Here is a 15,492-nt window from a genome sequence, read left to right on the forward strand (position 1 = left end):
TCGACACGGATGCATCAACCGGACGACAAACGTAGGCATGCCGGGACGGCGGAAGCCCTGCCACCGGCATGGCGCCGCGTGCTCGGCGACAAGGGCGCGCCGGCCCCCGTCAGCGAGCGCACGGTGCTCGGCTTCTTCCTCGAAGGCGTGAACGACGACCACGAGCCGGCCGCCCGGCTGGATGCAGCTCCCGTACTGCTTTCCGTGGGTGAAGACGGCCGTTACTCGCGGCCGCTGCCGCTGGATGCGCGGCATCTGCCGGAGGTCGCGCTCAGCGTGACCGAGAAGCGGCTGGCCGCCACGGTGCTGGGCCTGCCGCAGACCCTGCGCAAGAGCCGCAGCTATGCCCGCTTCACGGGCACGCTCGGCGATCACCTGCTGGCCGACATCCTCGACAGTGCACCGTGCTTTTTCGGCGGAGTTGCCGGCCTTCAGCTGTCGCGCGGCAAGGCCGTGCCGCTCAACTGGCGCTGGCAACTGGAGAAGGACGGCAGCCAGAAGCTGCTCCCGGTGGTGCCGGCCAGCCAGCGCCTGTTCCGCGTGGGCACGTTGTGGTTCCTCGATGCCGAGCACGCCGAAGTGGGTCCCTTGCAGGGCGACCCGGACGAGAGCGCCTGGCTGGACCTGCCGCCGCTGTCGCCGGAAAACACGGGTGCCTTCCGCGACGGCCTGGTCCGCGCGCATACCGGCGACCGCGTGCCCGCGCCCCAGGTTTTCGGTGAACTGAAGAAAGCCGAGGTCGCGCCACGCCCCATCCTTACCCTGCACGCGCTGACCCGGCATGCCCGCCTGGCAGCCGGTACGCCGCCGCTGGCGTATGGCCGCCTGTCGTTCGACTACGCGGGTGAGCGCCTGCCGGGTCGTGGCGGTGAGCCGCTGGTGCGTCGCGTGCGTAACGGCGTGCTGCTGGAAATCGCCCGTCGCCGCGCCGAAGAACTGGCAACCATGGAACGGCTGGAAGCGGTAGGCCTCAACCCCGCCGTGGATACCGAGGGCCTGCCCTGGGACATGGCCGATACCTTGCCCGAGGATGCCTGGCTGTTTCCCGGCAAAGGCTATGCGGGTGCGCTCGAAGTGAATACCCCCGCACGCTGGCTGGCGCTGCGTCCCAAGCTCGAAGTCGATGGCTTCGTGATGGAGTACGCACCGAGCTTCCCGTTCGAGGTGCTGGAGGGGCCGGTCCACTGGTACGGGCAGGCCAAGGAAGACGACGCCGACCGCGCCTTCGACCTGGAAATCGGTATCGAGGTGGAAGGCAAGCGCGTGAACCTGCTGCCCGCCGTGGCGCAGGCACTGGCCGAACACCAGCTCAGCCTGAGTCCGGCACCGGGCGAGGCTGAGGATTCGGTCTGGTATGCCCCGGTCGACGAGCGTCGCCGCGTGCCGGTGCGCCTGAAGGAGTTGCGTGGCCTGCTTGCGCCGCTGGCCGAATACCTCGAAAAACCGCGCCAGCAACTGCACCTGCCCCGCGTGCAGGCCGGTCGCCTGGAAGAACTCGCGCAGGCGCTGCCCAGCGGTGGTTCGTTCGAAGCGCCGGAGCGTCTGCGTGGTTTTACCCGCCGCCTGCGTGAAGCGGCCGAGCGCGCTAGCGATGCCGTGCCGGAAGCTATCCAGGCCACGCTGCGTGGTTACCAGCGCGACGGCCTGCGTTGGATGAATGCCCTGGCCGAAGCCGGTACCGGTGGCGTGCTTGCCGACGACATGGGCCTGGGCAAGACCTTGCAGCTCATCACCCACCTGGTTGCGCTGAAGGAAAGCGGCTCGCTGAATTCACCTGCGCTGGTGGTGGTGCCGACCAGCCTCGTGCCCAACTGGGTGTCGGAAGTGGCGCGTTTCGCGCCCGGGCTTCGCCTGCTGGCGCTGCATGGCCCGCAGCGTGCGGAGGCATTCGCGCATATCGCGGAGCAGGACGTCATCCTCACCACGTATGCGTTGCTGCCGCGCGATGTAGAGACGCTGAAAAAACAGCCGTTCTCGTTGGCGGTGCTGGATGAGGCACAGCAGGTCAAGAATCCTCGTACACAGGCGCGTCGTGCACTGCTTGCGTTGAACGTGCCGCGTTGCCTGTGTTTGACCGGTACGCCGCTTGAGAATCACCTTGGCGAATTGTGGTCGCAGATCGATCTCGCGGTGCCTGGCCTGCTCGGTGATGAAGGTGCGTTCCGTCGTCACTATCGCGTGCCCATCGAGAAGCATCAGGACATCGCGTGCCAGGAGCGCCTGAATCGTCGCATCGCGCCGTTCATCCTGCGCCGTACCAAGTCGCAGGTGGCATCGGAATTGCCGGCGAAGACCGAAATCACGCGTCGCGTGGTGATGGAGCCGAAGCAGCGTGATCTTTACGAGAGCCTGCGCTTGTCGCTGGCCGAAGAGTTGCGCGAGGTGATCGCGCAGCGTGGCATCGCGCACAGTGGCATCGTGGTGCTCGATGCGCTGCTGAAGCTGCGCCAGGTCTGCTGCGATCCGCGACTGGTGAAGCTCGAAGCCGCGCGCGGCGTGCGCGAGTCGGCGAAGTTCGAACTGCTGATGGACATGTTGCCGGCCTTGCTTGCCGAAGGCCGTCGCGTGCTGTTGTTCAGCCAGTTCACCGAGATGCTGAAGCTCATTGCCCATGAGCTGGATCGCCGTCGCATCACCTACGTGACGCTCACGGGCGAAACGCGTGATCGCGCGGAACCAGTGCAGCGTTTCCAGGATGGCGAGGTGCCGTTGTTCCTGTTGTCGCTGAAGGCCGGTGGCGTGGGTCTGAACCTCACGTCCGCCGATACGGTCATTCACTACGATCCGTGGTGGAATCCGGCCGCCGAGGCGCAGGCCAGCGATCGTGCGCACCGCATCGGCCAGGACAAGCCGGTGTTCGTGTATCGCCTGATCACGGCGGGCACGGTGGAGGAGCGCATCGAGGAACTGAAAACCCGCAAGGCCGAACTGGCCGACGCCGTGCTCGAAGGCGGTGGCAGCCGCGAACGCCTGAGCTTCGACGAAAGCGACCTCGACGCCCTGCTGGCCCCCTCAGCCTGATCCTGTAGGAGCGCGCCTTGCGCGCGACCGGACGTAGCGACATGTCCGGTCGCGCGCAAGGCGCGCTCCTACAAACACGTGTGGTTGCGCGCGACAGCTCGTCAGCGATGCAGCGGCGTACCGCCCGCCTCGACAATCGCCAGGGCGGCGCCGCCGATGAGGCCGGGTTCCGGATTCATGATGGCCTGGGTGGGCACGCCTTCCATGGTGTCGCGGAAACGACCCTTGGCCTCGAAGCGCTCGCGGAAATGACCGGCCTGGATCCAGGGCAGCAGGATCGGGGTCATGCCGCCGGTGAGATACACACCGTCCCACGCACCGAGCGTGAGCACCAGGTCGCCTGCCACGCTGCCGAAGATGCCGGCAAACGTTTCGACGGCGCGCGTGCACATGGGGCAGCTGTCGTCGGCGCCGGACTTCTGGCCCGGCAGCAGTGCGCGCTTGGTGATGTCCTCGGCGCGGATGCTGTCGTCCGGCTTCTGGCCGGCGATCTCGCAGATCGCGGAGTAAAGGTTTTCCAGGCCCTGGCCGCTGATCAGGCGCTCGTTCGAGACACGGCCGTAACGCAGGTTGAGGACCTTGAGGATCTCGATATCGTCGGCGCTGTGCGCGGCGAAGCCGGCATGGCCGCCTTCGGTCTGCAGCACGCTCACCTTGTCACCGCGGATCAGCAGGCCGCCCACGCCAAGGCCGGTGCCCGGGCCCACGACCACGAAGGTCTGTTCTTCCTTCGCGCCGATCTTCGGTACCGGGAGGTTGCCGACGGCTTCCAGCTCGCGGTGACCGGCCTGGTCGACGACCTTGTCGGCGCTCATGAGCATCACGGCCATGGACTGCGCGGCGAAGTCGTTCACCAGGTGGACCCACTCGAGGTCCAGTTCCTTGGCGAGCGCGTGGCCGTTGATGGCCCAGGGATTGTTGGTGACCTTGACGGTCTCGCCGTTATCGATGCGGCCGGCGGCGGCAATGATGGCGCGCTGGGCGGGGTGCCCGGTTTCCTTGAAGTACTGCTTCGCGGCGTCCGCCAGCGAGGGGTAGTCCTTGACGTGGTAGCGACGAATGCTTTCCTGGATAAGCGGTTGTTTTTCTTTCGGATGTGCGATGCCGAACCGCACATTGGTGCCGCCGAGGTCGGCGAGCAGGGTCGGCGCCGCAGCGCTAACGTTGGCCATGTTGAAAAACCTGTCGTGTCACGGATAGCCCGCAAGGTTGCCTCGCGCGGGGGCTGCCGTCCAGTGACGATTTCTTCAGCGGGCTCTTCACGTAATAGCGTGCGAGGCCCTTCATCGACACTTTGACGTAAACGATTACGTCGGCAGAATACTCCATTGTCCGGTGCCTTGGCAGGCTTGCCTTGCGCTTTCCGGACGCATGGGAGAGCAGGTGATGGCAGCGGTCCGCCTCGACAAGGTGCGCAAGGTATACCCCAACGGCCACGTGGCCCTGAAGGAAGCAAGCTTCGACATCGCCGATGGCGAACTGCTGGTGCTGGTCGGCCCCTCGGGCTGCGGCAAGACCACCTTGCTACGCATGATCGCGGGCCTGGAATCCATCTCGGGCGGCACGATGACCATCGGCGACCGCGTGGTGAACGACGTGGCGCCGAAGGATCGCGACATCGCCATGGTGTTCCAGAACTACGCGCTGTATCCGCACATGAGCGTGCGCGAGAACCTGGGTTTCGGCCTGCGCCTGCGCGGCGTGGCAAAGGAGGACATCGACCGTCGCGTCGGCGATGCCGCTGCCATGCTCGGCCTGGATGAGCGGCTGGATCATCGTCCGGCTGCGTTGTCCGGCGGACAGCGCCAGCGCGTGGCCCTGGGCCGTGCGATGGTCCGCGATCCGGCCGTGTTCCTGCTCGACGAGCCGCTGTCCAACCTCGATGCGAAGCTGCGCCTGTCTACCCGCGTGGAGATTGCACGCATCCATCGTCGCGTGGGTGCCACCATGGTGTATGTCACCCACGACCAGATCGAGGCGATGACGCTGGGCCAGCGCATCGTCGTGCTCAACGGCGGTGTCATCCAGCAGCTCGATACGCCGATGAATCTCTACAACAAGCCGGCCAACCTGTTCGTGGCCGGTTTCCTCGGCAGCCCGGCGATGAACCTGTTCCACGGCACGCTGCGTCGCGAGAACGGCCTGCGCCTGGTCATGAAGGATGCCTCGATGGCCCTGGGCACCGATTCACCCGCGCTCGCGGCCTGGATCGACAAGCCGCTGATCGTGGGCGTGCGCCCGGAAGACCTGCTCACCGTGGCGGACCATCCGGGCACCGACGAGCGCCTGCATGCCCATGTGGACGTGGTCGAGCCGGTGGGTAATGAGGTGTTCCTCAACATGCGGCACGGGCAGGACGAGCTGGTTTCCCGCGTGCCCCCGCACAGCACGGTGCAGGCCGGCACCGACGTGGCGCTGGGTTTCCGGCCAGAACGCCTGCATTTCTTCGACCCCGACACCACGGCGCGCATCGACGCATGATCGGTGCCTGGCCGGTTGTTCGTGATCATGTTGTGAATAAGAACCATTCTTATTAAGATGGGTGTGACGCCGCTCACGTAATGCGGTGACCCGACATCCCGGCCGCCAGCCGGAGGCCCCGCCTCCTTCGCAAGCACCCGCCACCGTGCCCTCCGGGGCACGTACGTCCTTAGCGAAGGAAGACATCCGTGTTGCAGAAGAACGCCCTCGCCGCGCTGATTGGCGCGGCTCTCACCTGTGCTGGCGCCGCGCATGCCGCCGAGGCTGCCGCGCCCGCCCCCTCCACCGACGACCTGCCCCGCGTCACGGTGACGGCCATCGGCTCCGCCTTCAAGTTCGATGTGCCGGCCACGGTCACCGTCATCGACCGCCAGAAAATGGACCGCCACCTCGTGGCCGACATCCGCGACCTGGTGAAGTACGAACCCGGTGTGTCCGCCGTGGGCACGGCCGGCCGCTGGGGTCTGGACAGCTTCAATATCCGTGGCCTGGACGGTAACCGCGTCGCGATTCTCACCGATGGCGTGCCGGCATCCACTTCGTTCGGCTTCTCCACCACCGGCATGCGTGCGGGTCGCAGCTTCGTCGATCCCGACACGCTCAAGAGCGCGGAAATCATTCGTGGCCCGGCGTCGGCGCTCGATCCGTCCGACGCGCTTGGTGGCACCGTGCGTTACGTCACCAAGGACCCGGCCGATTACCTGAAGAACGGCAAGGACACCTACGCCTCGATCAAGGAGCGCTACAACAGCGCCGACCGCTCGCTGGGTACGTCAGTAACGCTGGCCGGTGGCACGCCCACCAACGGCGTGGTCTTCGTGGCCGATCACCGTGAAGGCAGCGCGCTGAACAACAAGGGCGACATCTCCACGTCGAACTACCTGCGCACGCGTCCTGATCCGCTGTCGTTCAGCACCACCAGCGTGCTCGGCAAGTACGTGCACATCGCACCGTCCGGCCGCGAGGATCGCGTCACCGTCGACATGTACCGCAACAGCACCACCACCAACGTGCTGAGCGCGCTGGGCCAGCCGGGACAGACCCTCCTGGGTTCGGACAAGGCCGACGACCGAGCCACGCGTTTCCGTCTGTCGGTGGGGCAGCGTTACACCAACATCGACCTGGGCATTGCCGATCGTCTGGAATGGGATGCCTACTGGCAGAAGTCCGAGACCGAATCGACCACGCAGACGCTTGCGAACGTCGTATCACGCAAGGCTACTTATGACCGCACCTTCCTCAGCGATCTGAACGAACGGTTGTTCGGTGGTCGCCTGGCGCTGTACAAGTCGATCACCGGCGGCAGCGTGGAGCAGCGTATCGCCTACGGCGTGGAAGCCTCGCGCACGACGCCCACCGGTTCGCTGGGCGGACAGGGTCGCGATATCGCCACGGGCATCGTCTCAAGCAACACCCCCTACATGCCTGAAAACTATCCGCTGCGCTTCTTCCCGCGCAACGACACCGATCGCTACTCGGTCTTCGGGCAGGATGAAATCGCCATGCTCGACGGGCGCCTGCGCATCACCCCGGGCGTGCGCTGGGATCACTACGCGTTCAAGCCGGACCATAACGACCCGTATTACAACAGCTCGTTCGTGGCGAGCGGCCTCAACGAGGTGAAGAAGGACCGCTTCTCGCCGAAGCTGGGCATCACCTATGCGGTGACCGATGCCATCGAGGTCTACGGGCAGTATGCGCAGGGCTTCCGTCCGCCGCTGTATAGCGAGCTGGCCGTGGCATGGGGCACGCCGCGCCTGTACGGCATCATTCCCAACCCGAACCTCAAGCCGGAAACCAGCAAGGGCGTGGAGATCGGCATCCGCGGCAATGGCGAGCTGGGCTACTTCTCGGCCAGTGCGTACTACAACCGTTATCGCGATTTCATCTTCGGTGGCTATACGCTCAACGACAAGAGCCAGTGGCCGCAGTGGGCAGTCCAGCAGAACCTGCTGATCCTGATGCAGGCCGTGAACTTCCCGAAGGCCACGATCAAGGGCGTGGAAGCCTCCGGTGGCCTGATGCTCGGTGCCTTCAGCGACACGCTGCAAGGCTGGCGCATCGAGGGCAACCTGGCGGCATCGCGCGGCGACAAGCAGGTGGCCGGGCAGCCGGGCTGGACGCCGCTCAACAGCGTCGATCCGCTGAGCGCCGTGCTGGGCATTTCCTACGATGCGAAGACCTGGGGCGCCGAGCTGATCGGCAAGGGCGTGCGCCGCAAGACGCGCCTGGACAGCCCCACGCTGTTCCGCGCACCGGGGTACGCCACCCTCGATTTCTACGCGCACTGGAAGCCCGTCGAGCCGGTGGAGCTGTCGCTGGGCCTCACCAACCTCACCGATCGCAAGTACTGGGACTGGGGCAACCTGCACGGCGGCGTGCTCGCCAATGTCGGCAGCCTCAACGGCGGTGGCGTCGATGACGCCCAGGTCGCCAGCGCCCAGATCGAGCGCCTCACGATGCCCGGCCGCGCCATCAGCGCCTCCGTGCGTTACACGTTCTGAAGGAGTCAGTCGTCATGCAAGAAATCACCGCTCCCCCGACCCCGCGTATCGATATTCCCGCGTTGATCAGCGGCTGGCGCCATCTGCGCGAAACCGAGCCCGGCCTGCGTGCCCGTGACGCCGCCGAGCGCCTTGGCGTGAGCGAAGGTGCCCTCGTGGCCAGCCGCGTCGGCGACGGGGTGACCCGCCTGGAAGGCGACCTGCCTACGTTGATTCGCGATCTGCCTCAGCTGGGCCGCGTGATGGCACTCACGCGCAATGCGTACTGCGTGCATGAGAAGAAAGGCCAGTACAACAACATCGACATCGGCGGCACGATGGGTATCGTGCTGGACGAGGAGATCGACCTGCGCCTGTTCCTGAAGCACTGGCGCTATGGCTTCGTGGTACGCGACCAGTCGCGTGGCCGCGAGCTGGAAAGCCTGCAGTTCTTCGATGGCGATGGTCGCGCCGTGCACAAGATCTACCTCACGGACGAAACCGACCGTTCGGCATGGCGCATGCTGGTGCATCGCTACACGGCGGCGGTGCAGTCGCCGCTGATCGATTGCGTGACAGTGGAAGAACCCCTGCCCGAACAGCTTGCCGACGATGCCGTGGATACCGCTTCGTTGCGTGACAGCTGGCGTGCGCTGCGTGATCCGCACGATTTCTTCGCCATGCTCCGCAAGCACAAGGTCACCCGGACCCAGGCCTTGCGCCTGGTGGGTGACGAGTTCGCGGACCGTGTCTTCGACGACGCCCTGCGCACCGTGCTGGAAGCCGCTGCCGAAGGCGGCGAGCCGCTGATGGTCTTCGTCGGCTCGCCAGGCGTGGTGCAGATCCATACCGGTGCCGTGCAGAACGTGAAGATGGCCGGTCCCTGGCTCAACGTGCTCGACAACGGTTTCAACCTGCACCTGCGCACCGATGCCATCGACAGTGCGTGGATCGTGCGCAAGCCGGTACCGGAAGGCGTGGTGACCTCGCTGGAACTGTATGCCGCCGATGGCACGCAAATCGTGCAGGTGTTCGGCCAGCGCAAGCCAGGTATCCCGGAACGTGACGACTGGCGTGCGTTGCTCGCACGCGTGGAGAAAAAGGCATGAAGATGAAGCGCTATGGCCTGTTCGTGGCCCTGATGCTGCCGCTGGCGGCCACCGCCGCCACGCGCGTGGTGTCGCTCGGCGGCGATGTCACCGAGACGATCTATGCGCTGCATGCGCAGGGGGATCTTGCCGGTGTCGACTCCACCAGCCTGTTCCCTGCCGATGCGACGAAGCTGCCCAACGTGGGTTATGTGCGCCAGCTCAGCGCGGAAGGCGTGCTGGCCCTGCGCCCGCAGCTGATTCTCGCCACGCATGATGCGGGCCCGGATAGCGCGATGGGCCAGATCCGCGATGCGGGAGTGCGTATCGAGACCCTGCCGGTCTCCCGCACGCCGGAAGACATCGAGAACAAGATCCGCACCATCGGTCGGTTGCTCGGCCATGAGAAGGATGCCGCCACGCTCGCCGACCAGGTGGCAGCGCGCTTCACCGAACTGGCGAAGGCCGTGGCCGCCATGGGTACGCATCCGCGCGCCGTGTTCCTGATGTCCACGGGGCAGGGCAGCCCGATGGCCGCAGGCAAGGACACCGCCGCCGACCGGGCCATCGTGCTCGCCGGCGGCGTCAATGCGGCGACCGGCATCGAAGGCTACAAGCCGGTGTCGCCCGAGGCACTGGTGGGACTCAAGCCCGACGTGATCCTGCTCATGAAGGAACGCGAGGATGCCGTGGGTGGTCTCGACGGCGTGCTCAAGCTGCCGGGCGTGGCCGATACGCCGGCCGGCAAGGCGAAGCGGATCTACTTCGTCGAAGGACAGGCCTTGCTCGGCTTTGGCCCGCGCACGGCAGAGGCCGCCTCGGACCTCCAGCGCCGCTGGGCGACGACCGCACGATGAATGCCGTGACCGCCGCCATCCCGCGCGTACGCTCCCGTCGCGGTGTCGCCCTCGTGGCCCTCGTGGCCCTGCTGCTGGCGACATCGCTGTGGAATCTTTCGCGTGGCGCCATCGATATCCCGGCGAGCCAGATCATAGGGGCCCTGGCTCGCTGGTTCGACGGGATGGCGGCGGTCGGGGATGACAACGTGGTGCTGATGCTGCGCCTGCCACGGCTGGTGCTTGCCGTGCTGGTGGGTTCGGCGCTGGCAAGCGGCGGCGCATCCATGCAGGGCCTGTTCCGCAATCCCCTGGCCGATCCCGGACTCATCGGTGTGTCGTCGGGTGCGGCGCTGGGCGCGATCGCCGCCATCGTCATCGGCGGGCAGGCCGGTTCGTGGCTGGTGGCACTGTGCGCCTTCATGGGCGGCCTCATCGCCACATCCACGGTGTACGTGCTGGGCCGCCGCCGCCCGGGTGTGGCGAACCTTTTGCTGGCCGGCGTGGCGATCAATGCCATTGCCATGGCGGGCGTGGGCCTGCTCACGTATATGGCGAACGAACACCAGCTGCGCGACCTTACGTTCTGGACGCTGGGAAGCCTGGGTGGCGCGGGCTGGTCGAAGGTGGGCATCGTGGCGCCGTGGATCCTGCTGCCGCTGCTGTGCCTGCCGAAGGCAGCGAATGCGTTGAATGCACTCCTGCTGGGTGAAGGCGAGGCGTCGCTGCTGGGTTTTCGACCGGAGCGTTTGCGACCGTTGCTCGTTGGCCTCGTCGCCTTGTCAGTCGGCGCGGCGGTGGCGTTTTCGGGTGTGATCGGTTTTGTCGGTCTCGTCGTGCCGCATCTGCTGCGCATGATGTTCGGTCCCGATCATCGCTTCCTGTTGCCGGCTTCGGCACTTGGCGGGGCATCGTTGCTGGTGGCAGCCGATGCACTCGCGCGCACGGTGGTGGCGCCGGGCGAACTGCCCATCGGCGTGCTGACGGCGCTGGTGGGTGGCCCGTTCTTCCTGTGGCTGCTGATTCGTCGCAACGTGGGGGAGGGTGTGCGATGACAGCCTGTCTGGTAGCAACCGAGGTTTCATTGCAGCGCGGTGGGCGCCTGGTGCTGAAGAAGGTTTCGATCACGGCGTGGCCCGGTCGTCTGCTCGTCCTTGTCGGGCCGAATGGTGCGGGCAAGAGCACCCTGCTCGGCGTGTTGTCGGGACGCCTTGCACCGGAAACCGGCAGCGTGACACTCGACGGCCGTTCGTTGCAGCAGTGGCATCCGCGCGACCTCGCGCGTCGACGTGCGATGCTGTCACAGCGTGTCGATCTTGAATTCGGTTTCGGCGTGGATGAAGTGGTGGCGCTTGGTCGCAGCCCGCATGCCGCCGATACGCTGCGCGATGCCCGCATCGTCGACGGCGCGCTGCGCGCTGCGCACGCGTGGAATCTCCGCGGCCGCAGCTACATGGGCCTTTCCGGTGGGGAGCAGCAGCGTGTGCAGTTGGCCCGCGTGCTGGCCCAGGTATGGGATGGTGCGGCGGAAGGCAGCTGGTTACTACTGGACGAACCCGAAGCCGGTCTCGATATCGCGCACCAGCATTTCATCCTGCGTCGCGCGAAGGAATGCGCAGAGCAGGGTTTCGGTGTCATCGCCGTACTGCACGACCTCAACCTGGCCGCCCGCTACGCGGACGACATCGCCGTCCTGGCCAACGGCGAACTCCATCGTTACGGCGCCCCCGCCGAGGCCCTCGACACCGCGCTGCTCTCCAGCATCTACGGCATTCCCCTGGCCCGCCACCCCGGCATCGACGCCGCCTGACCCGTGCAGGAGCGCGCCTTGCGCGCGACCGGTATGGCCAGTAAATCCACGTTTTCGCGATAACCGGTCGCGCGCAAGGCGCGCTCCTACAGGGAGCCGCTGCCTGCGCCTTGTTGAAAACCGTTCCCTTCCGCTGGCAGAGTGGCTGACGCACGAAGATAAAAGCCTCGCAGCGAAGGAGACGGCATGACGGAACAGAGCACCCTTGATAGCTCGCAGGCCTCGCCCGCGAAACGCGGTATCGGCCTGATCCCCGCGGCGCTGATCGCTCCACTCGCCGTGCCTGCGGCTTTCCTGGTCGTCCTGTTGATCTCGGCCGCCGCGAACGGCAATTTCGGCGCGTGGCATGGGGTGGATACGCTGCTCCTGGTGATCACCATCCCCACGTATGCCTGCATGATCGTTTTCGGCCTGCCGCTGGCGTTTTTCCTTCGTAGCTGCGGCATGCTCAATGCGATTCTGTTCTGCCTCGGCGGAAGTGTCGTGGGTGGGATTGCCTCGGCGGTGATCATGTCGACACTGTTCGGTGCGTGGCAGCAGTCGCAGGCGGTTTATCTCGAAGGGGGTATCGGGGCCTTGCTGGGGTTGGTCGTGGCCGTGGCGTTTTGTCTGCTGGCGCGGGTGCCGGTGTTTGATGGGAAGAGGGCAGGGGGCGAGCCCTGAGGCGACCTGGGTCGCGGACGAGGCCCGCTCCTGCACATTCCGGGCTGCGACGCTTTGCCCGGCGCCAGGGGCGGGGTGGGGAGTAAAATGGGTGGATCGCCACCCAGACAGGTCGCCACCATGAGCTTTCCCGCCGTTCGCATGCGCCGCATGCGTCGCGATGCCTTCTCCCGCGCTCTCATGCGTGAGAACGTCCTTACCGTCTCCGACCTGATCATGGTCGCCTTCGTCGTCGAGGGGCAGGGCGTGCGCCAGCCGGTGCCGTCGATGCCGGGCGTCGAGCGATTGTCGATCGACGAGCTGGTGAAGCTGGGCGAGGAGTGCGTGGCCCTGGGTATCCCGGCGCTGGCGCTGTTTCCCTCCGTGGACGCCTCGGTGAAGACCGAGGATGCCCGCGAGGCATGGAACCCGGACGGCCTGTTCCAGCGCGCCACCCGCGAGCTGAAGAAGCGCTTTCCGGAGCTGGGTCTCATCGGTGACATCGCGCTCGACCCGTACACCACGCACGGCCAGGATGGCCTGATCGATGAGAACGGCTACGTGATGAACGAGCCGACGGTGGAAGCGCTGATCAGGATGTCGCTGGCCCAGGCCGAGGCAGGCATGGATTTCGTGGCGCCCTCGGACATGATGGACGGCCGCATCGGCGCCATTCGCGAGGCGCTGGAAGACGAGGGCTACATCCATACCCGCATCCTGGCCTATTCGGCCAAGTATGCATCGAGCTTCTACGGCCCCTTCCGCGATGCCGTGGGCTCCGCCGCCAACCTGGGCAAGGGCAACAAGCACACGTACCAGATGGACGTGGGCAACAGCGACGAGGCCCTGCGCGAGGTGGAGCTGGACATCACCGAGGGCGCCGACGCGGTGATGGTGAAGCCGGGCCTGCCGTATCTCGACATCGTGCGTCGCGTGAAGGACACCTTTGGCGTGCCGACCTTCGTGTACCAGGTAAGCGGCGAGTACGCGATGATCAAGGCGGCCGCACAGAACGGCTGGCTCGACGAAAAAGCCGTGGTGCTCGAATCGCTGCTGGCGATGAAGCGCGCGGGCGCAGATGCGATCCTGACCTACTTCGCCGTGGACGTAGCGCGCTGGCTGAAGAACTGACGTTTATACATGGCCCCATGACGCGCCGGATAGCTACGGCGCGTCGGGCGATGTGATCCCATCGCGGTCGCTGTCCTCCCTTGCATGACATAATCCCCGGCAGCACGTCGGGAGTCGCTGGATGGACGGACATCACTTTCTCGAGACGGCGGTCGTCTTTCTTCTGGCGACGGTCATCGCGGTCCCCTTGACCAAGCGATTCCGGCTCGGTGCGGTACTCGGCTATCTGCTGGCCGGTGTCGCCATCGGGCCTTCCGCGCTCGGGCTGGTCAGCGACACCGAAGGGGTCGCCACCATCTCCGACTTCGGCGTGGTGCTGATGCTCTTCGTCATCGGCCTCGAACTCTCTCCTTCACGACTCTGGGTCATGCGCCGCGCCGTCTTCGGCACGGGCAGCCTCCAGGTGGTCGCCTGTGCCACGGCACTGGGGGCCATCGGATACTTCCTCTTCGGCCTGACCTGGAAGGCCGCGCTCATCGTCGGTGGCAGCCTGGCGCTCTCATCCACGGCGTTCGGCTTGCAGATCCTTGCCGAACGCAAGGAAGCGGGCACGGTGTACGGACGCCAGGCCTTCGCCATCCTGCTGTTCCAGGATCTGGCCGCGATTCCGCTTATCGCAGCGGTGCCTCTGCTGGGCGGAGCCGTCGCGCGTGACACCCATGCACCCGACCTGATGAGCGTGCTTCGCGTGGTGGGCACCATTTTCGCCGTGATCATCGGCGGCCGCGTGCTGTTGCGCCATGTGTTCCGCTTCGTGGCCCGTGCGAAGAGCACCGAGGTGTTCACTGCCACGGCCCTGCTGGTAGTGATGGGCACGGCATGGCTGATGGAAGTGGCGGGCATTTCCACCACCCTGGGTGCCTTCCTCGCTGGCCTGCTGCTGGCGGATTCGGAATACCGTCACGAGCTCGAATCGAATATCGAGCCCTTCAAGGGTTTGTTGCTCGGCCTGTTCTTCGTCAGCGTCGGCATGTCGGTGGATCTCGCGTTGCTGGTCGCCAAGCCGCTGCTGGTCATCGGCATGGTGCTTTTGCTGCTGGCCGTGAAGGCGGCGCTGATCGTGCCGCTGGGGCGTCTGGTCGGCTCACTGACCGGAGCCGATTCCGTTCGATTGGCGGCGGTGCTCGCCAGCGGCGGCGAATTTGCCTTCGTGATCCTCAACCTGGCGCAGCAGAAGCGCCTGATCGACGACAGCCAGCGCGGGCTGATGGTGATGGCGATCTCACTGTCCATGGCACTTACACCGCTGCTGGTGCTGGCCGCATCGCGGCTGGTGCACGAGAAGGTGCGCAAGCCGGATCGCGAGTTCGATCACATCGAAACGGATACGCCGCGCGTCATCATCGCCGGCTTCGGGCGCATGGGGCAGATCGTCGCCCGTGTGCTGCGTGCGCAGGGCATACAGTTCGTGGCGCTGGAAAGCTCGGTCGAGCAGGTGGAAACCTCGCGTCGCTTCGGCGGTACGTCGCTGTTCTTCGGCGATCCGGCGCGTCCGGAAATGCTGCGCGCCGCGCAGGCGGACAAGGCCGAGGTGTTCGTGATTGCCACGGACGATCCTGAAGCCAATATCCGTACGGCGCGACTTATTCGCCGCCAGTATCCGCATCTGAAGATCGTGGCGCGTGCGCGTAACCGTCAGCATGCGTTCCGGCTGATGGATATCGGCGTGGAAGACCCGGTGCGCGAGACGTTCTATTCCAGCCTGGAAATGACCCGTCACGTTCTGGAGTCGTTGGACATGCCGGCCGACGTGGTCGAGAGTCGCATCAAGCGTTTCCGCAAGCTGGACCACCAGACCCTGCGTGCGCAGTACCTCGTATATGACGACGAGGCCGCACTGGTGCAGACCTCGAAAGAGGCGCTGCACGATCTACAGCAGCTGTTCGAGGCCGATGCGGCGGAAGAGCGGGAGCGTTCGGAGAAGTAGGCTTCCCAGCCGGTTGGCATACCCGCTTGTGTAGGAGCGCGCCTTGCGCGCGACCGTTTGAAACGTCCCGCTG

At 65.8% G+C, this 15,492-nt stretch carries 11 protein-coding genes; 10 read left to right on the forward strand and 1 reads right to left on the reverse strand.

The features are described from left to right. Window positions 1-9 precede the first annotated feature (9 nt). Entirely contained in the window at window positions 10-3,021 is a 3,012-nt protein-coding gene (locus tag KR767_RS08765; RefSeq protein ID WP_250878847.1) for a DEAD/DEAH box helicase, read from the forward strand. Window positions 3,022-3,122: 101 nt separating this feature from the next. On the opposite strand, the gene glk is transcribed toward KR767_RS08765, so the two are convergent. Then, the gene (gene glk / locus KR767_RS08770) at window positions 3,123-4,193 is read right to left on the reverse strand and encodes a glucokinase (protein ID WP_250878848.1); all 1,071 of its coding nucleotides are present in this window, start codon (window positions 4,191-4,193) and stop codon (window positions 3,123-3,125) included. Between the two features lie 214 nt (window positions 4,194-4,407). Between glk and KR767_RS08775 the strand changes: the two genes are divergently transcribed. The 9 genes from KR767_RS08775 to KR767_RS08815 all read left to right on the forward strand — a co-directional run bounded on the left by KR767_RS08775 (window position 4,408) and on the right by KR767_RS08815 (window position 15,419). Beyond that, a complete protein-coding gene (locus KR767_RS08775; RefSeq protein ID WP_250878849.1) occupies window positions 4,408-5,502 on the forward strand; it encodes an ABC transporter ATP-binding protein in 1,095 nt (364 codons plus the stop codon). 188 nt (window positions 5,503-5,690) lie between these two features. Continuing rightward, the gene (locus KR767_RS08780; protein WP_250878850.1) at window positions 5,691-8,006 is read left to right on the forward strand and encodes a TonB-dependent hemoglobin/transferrin/lactoferrin family receptor; all 2,316 of its coding nucleotides are present in this window, start codon (window positions 5,691-5,693) and stop codon (window positions 8,004-8,006) included. A gap of 14 nt (window positions 8,007-8,020) precedes the next feature. Continuing rightward, window positions 8,021-9,094, forward strand: coding sequence for a hemin-degrading factor (locus tag KR767_RS08785; protein WP_250878851.1), 1,074 nt, complete (start codon window positions 8,021-8,023; stop codon window positions 9,092-9,094). Continuing rightward, window positions 9,091-9,930 (forward strand): heme/hemin ABC transporter substrate-binding protein, encoded by an 840-nt coding sequence (locus KR767_RS08790; RefSeq protein ID WP_250878852.1) that lies wholly within the window; start codon window positions 9,091-9,093, stop codon window positions 9,928-9,930. Before KR767_RS08785 ends, KR767_RS08790 begins: the two co-directional genes overlap by 4 nt. After that, complete coding sequence (locus tag KR767_RS08795) at window positions 9,927-10,964, forward strand: FecCD family ABC transporter permease (RefSeq protein ID WP_250878853.1); 1,038 nt, start codon at window positions 9,927-9,929, stop codon at window positions 10,962-10,964. Before KR767_RS08790 ends, KR767_RS08795 begins: the two co-directional genes overlap by 4 nt. Further along, window positions 10,961-11,719, forward strand: a complete 759-nt coding sequence (locus tag KR767_RS08800) for a heme ABC transporter ATP-binding protein (protein ID WP_250878854.1) — start codon at window positions 10,961-10,963, stop codon at window positions 11,717-11,719. The genes KR767_RS08795 and KR767_RS08800 overlap by 4 nt, the downstream gene beginning before the upstream one ends. 186 nt (window positions 11,720-11,905) lie before the next feature. After that, window positions 11,906-12,382: a hypothetical protein gene (locus tag KR767_RS08805; RefSeq protein WP_250878855.1), complete on the forward strand. Its 477-nt coding sequence runs from the start codon at window positions 11,906-11,908 to the stop codon at window positions 12,380-12,382. A gap of 120 nt (window positions 12,383-12,502) precedes the next feature. Beyond that, window positions 12,503-13,492, forward strand: coding sequence for a porphobilinogen synthase (gene hemB, locus KR767_RS08810; protein WP_250878856.1), 990 nt, complete (start codon window positions 12,503-12,505; stop codon window positions 13,490-13,492). A 121-nt stretch (window positions 13,493-13,613) separates the two neighbouring features. Next, complete coding sequence (locus KR767_RS08815; protein WP_166946350.1) at window positions 13,614-15,419, forward strand: monovalent cation:proton antiporter-2 (CPA2) family protein; 1,806 nt, start codon at window positions 13,614-13,616, stop codon at window positions 15,417-15,419. The last annotated feature ends 73 nt before the right edge of the window (window positions 15,420-15,492 follow it).

Source organism: Luteibacter anthropi (genome assembly GCF_023699965.1).
In the GTDB taxonomy this organism is placed as follows: domain Bacteria; phylum Pseudomonadota; class Gammaproteobacteria; order Xanthomonadales; family Rhodanobacteraceae; genus Luteibacter; species Luteibacter anthropi.

Bases quoted from the DNA above. Each gene is read 5' to 3' on its own strand.
- KR767_RS08775 (WP_250878849.1), top strand. From the start codon at position 4,408: ATGGCAGCGGTCCGCCTCGACAAGGTGCGCAAGGTATACCCCAACGGC.
- KR767_RS08765 (WP_250878847.1), top strand. From the start codon at position 10: ATGCATCAACCGGACGACAAACGTAGGCATGCCGGGACGGCGGAAGCC.
- KR767_RS08785 (WP_250878851.1), top strand. From the start codon at position 8,021: ATGCAAGAAATCACCGCTCCCCCGACCCCGCGTATCGATATTCCCGCG.
- KR767_RS08805 (WP_250878855.1), top strand. From the start codon at position 11,906: ATGACGGAACAGAGCACCCTTGATAGCTCGCAGGCCTCGCCCGCGAAA.
- hemB (WP_250878856.1), top strand. From the start codon at position 12,503: ATGAGCTTTCCCGCCGTTCGCATGCGCCGCATGCGTCGCGATGCCTTC.
- KR767_RS08815 (WP_166946350.1), top strand. From the start codon at position 13,614: ATGGACGGACATCACTTTCTCGAGACGGCGGTCGTCTTTCTTCTGGCG.
- KR767_RS08800 (WP_250878854.1), top strand. From the start codon at position 10,961: ATGACAGCCTGTCTGGTAGCAACCGAGGTTTCATTGCAGCGCGGTGGG.
- glk (WP_250878848.1), bottom strand. From the start codon at position 4,193: ATGGCCAACGTTAGCGCTGCGGCGCCGACCCTGCTCGCCGACCTCGGC.
- KR767_RS08790 (WP_250878852.1), top strand. From the start codon at position 9,091: ATGAAGATGAAGCGCTATGGCCTGTTCGTGGCCCTGATGCTGCCGCTG.
- KR767_RS08795 (WP_250878853.1), top strand. From the start codon at position 9,927: ATGAATGCCGTGACCGCCGCCATCCCGCGCGTACGCTCCCGTCGCGGT.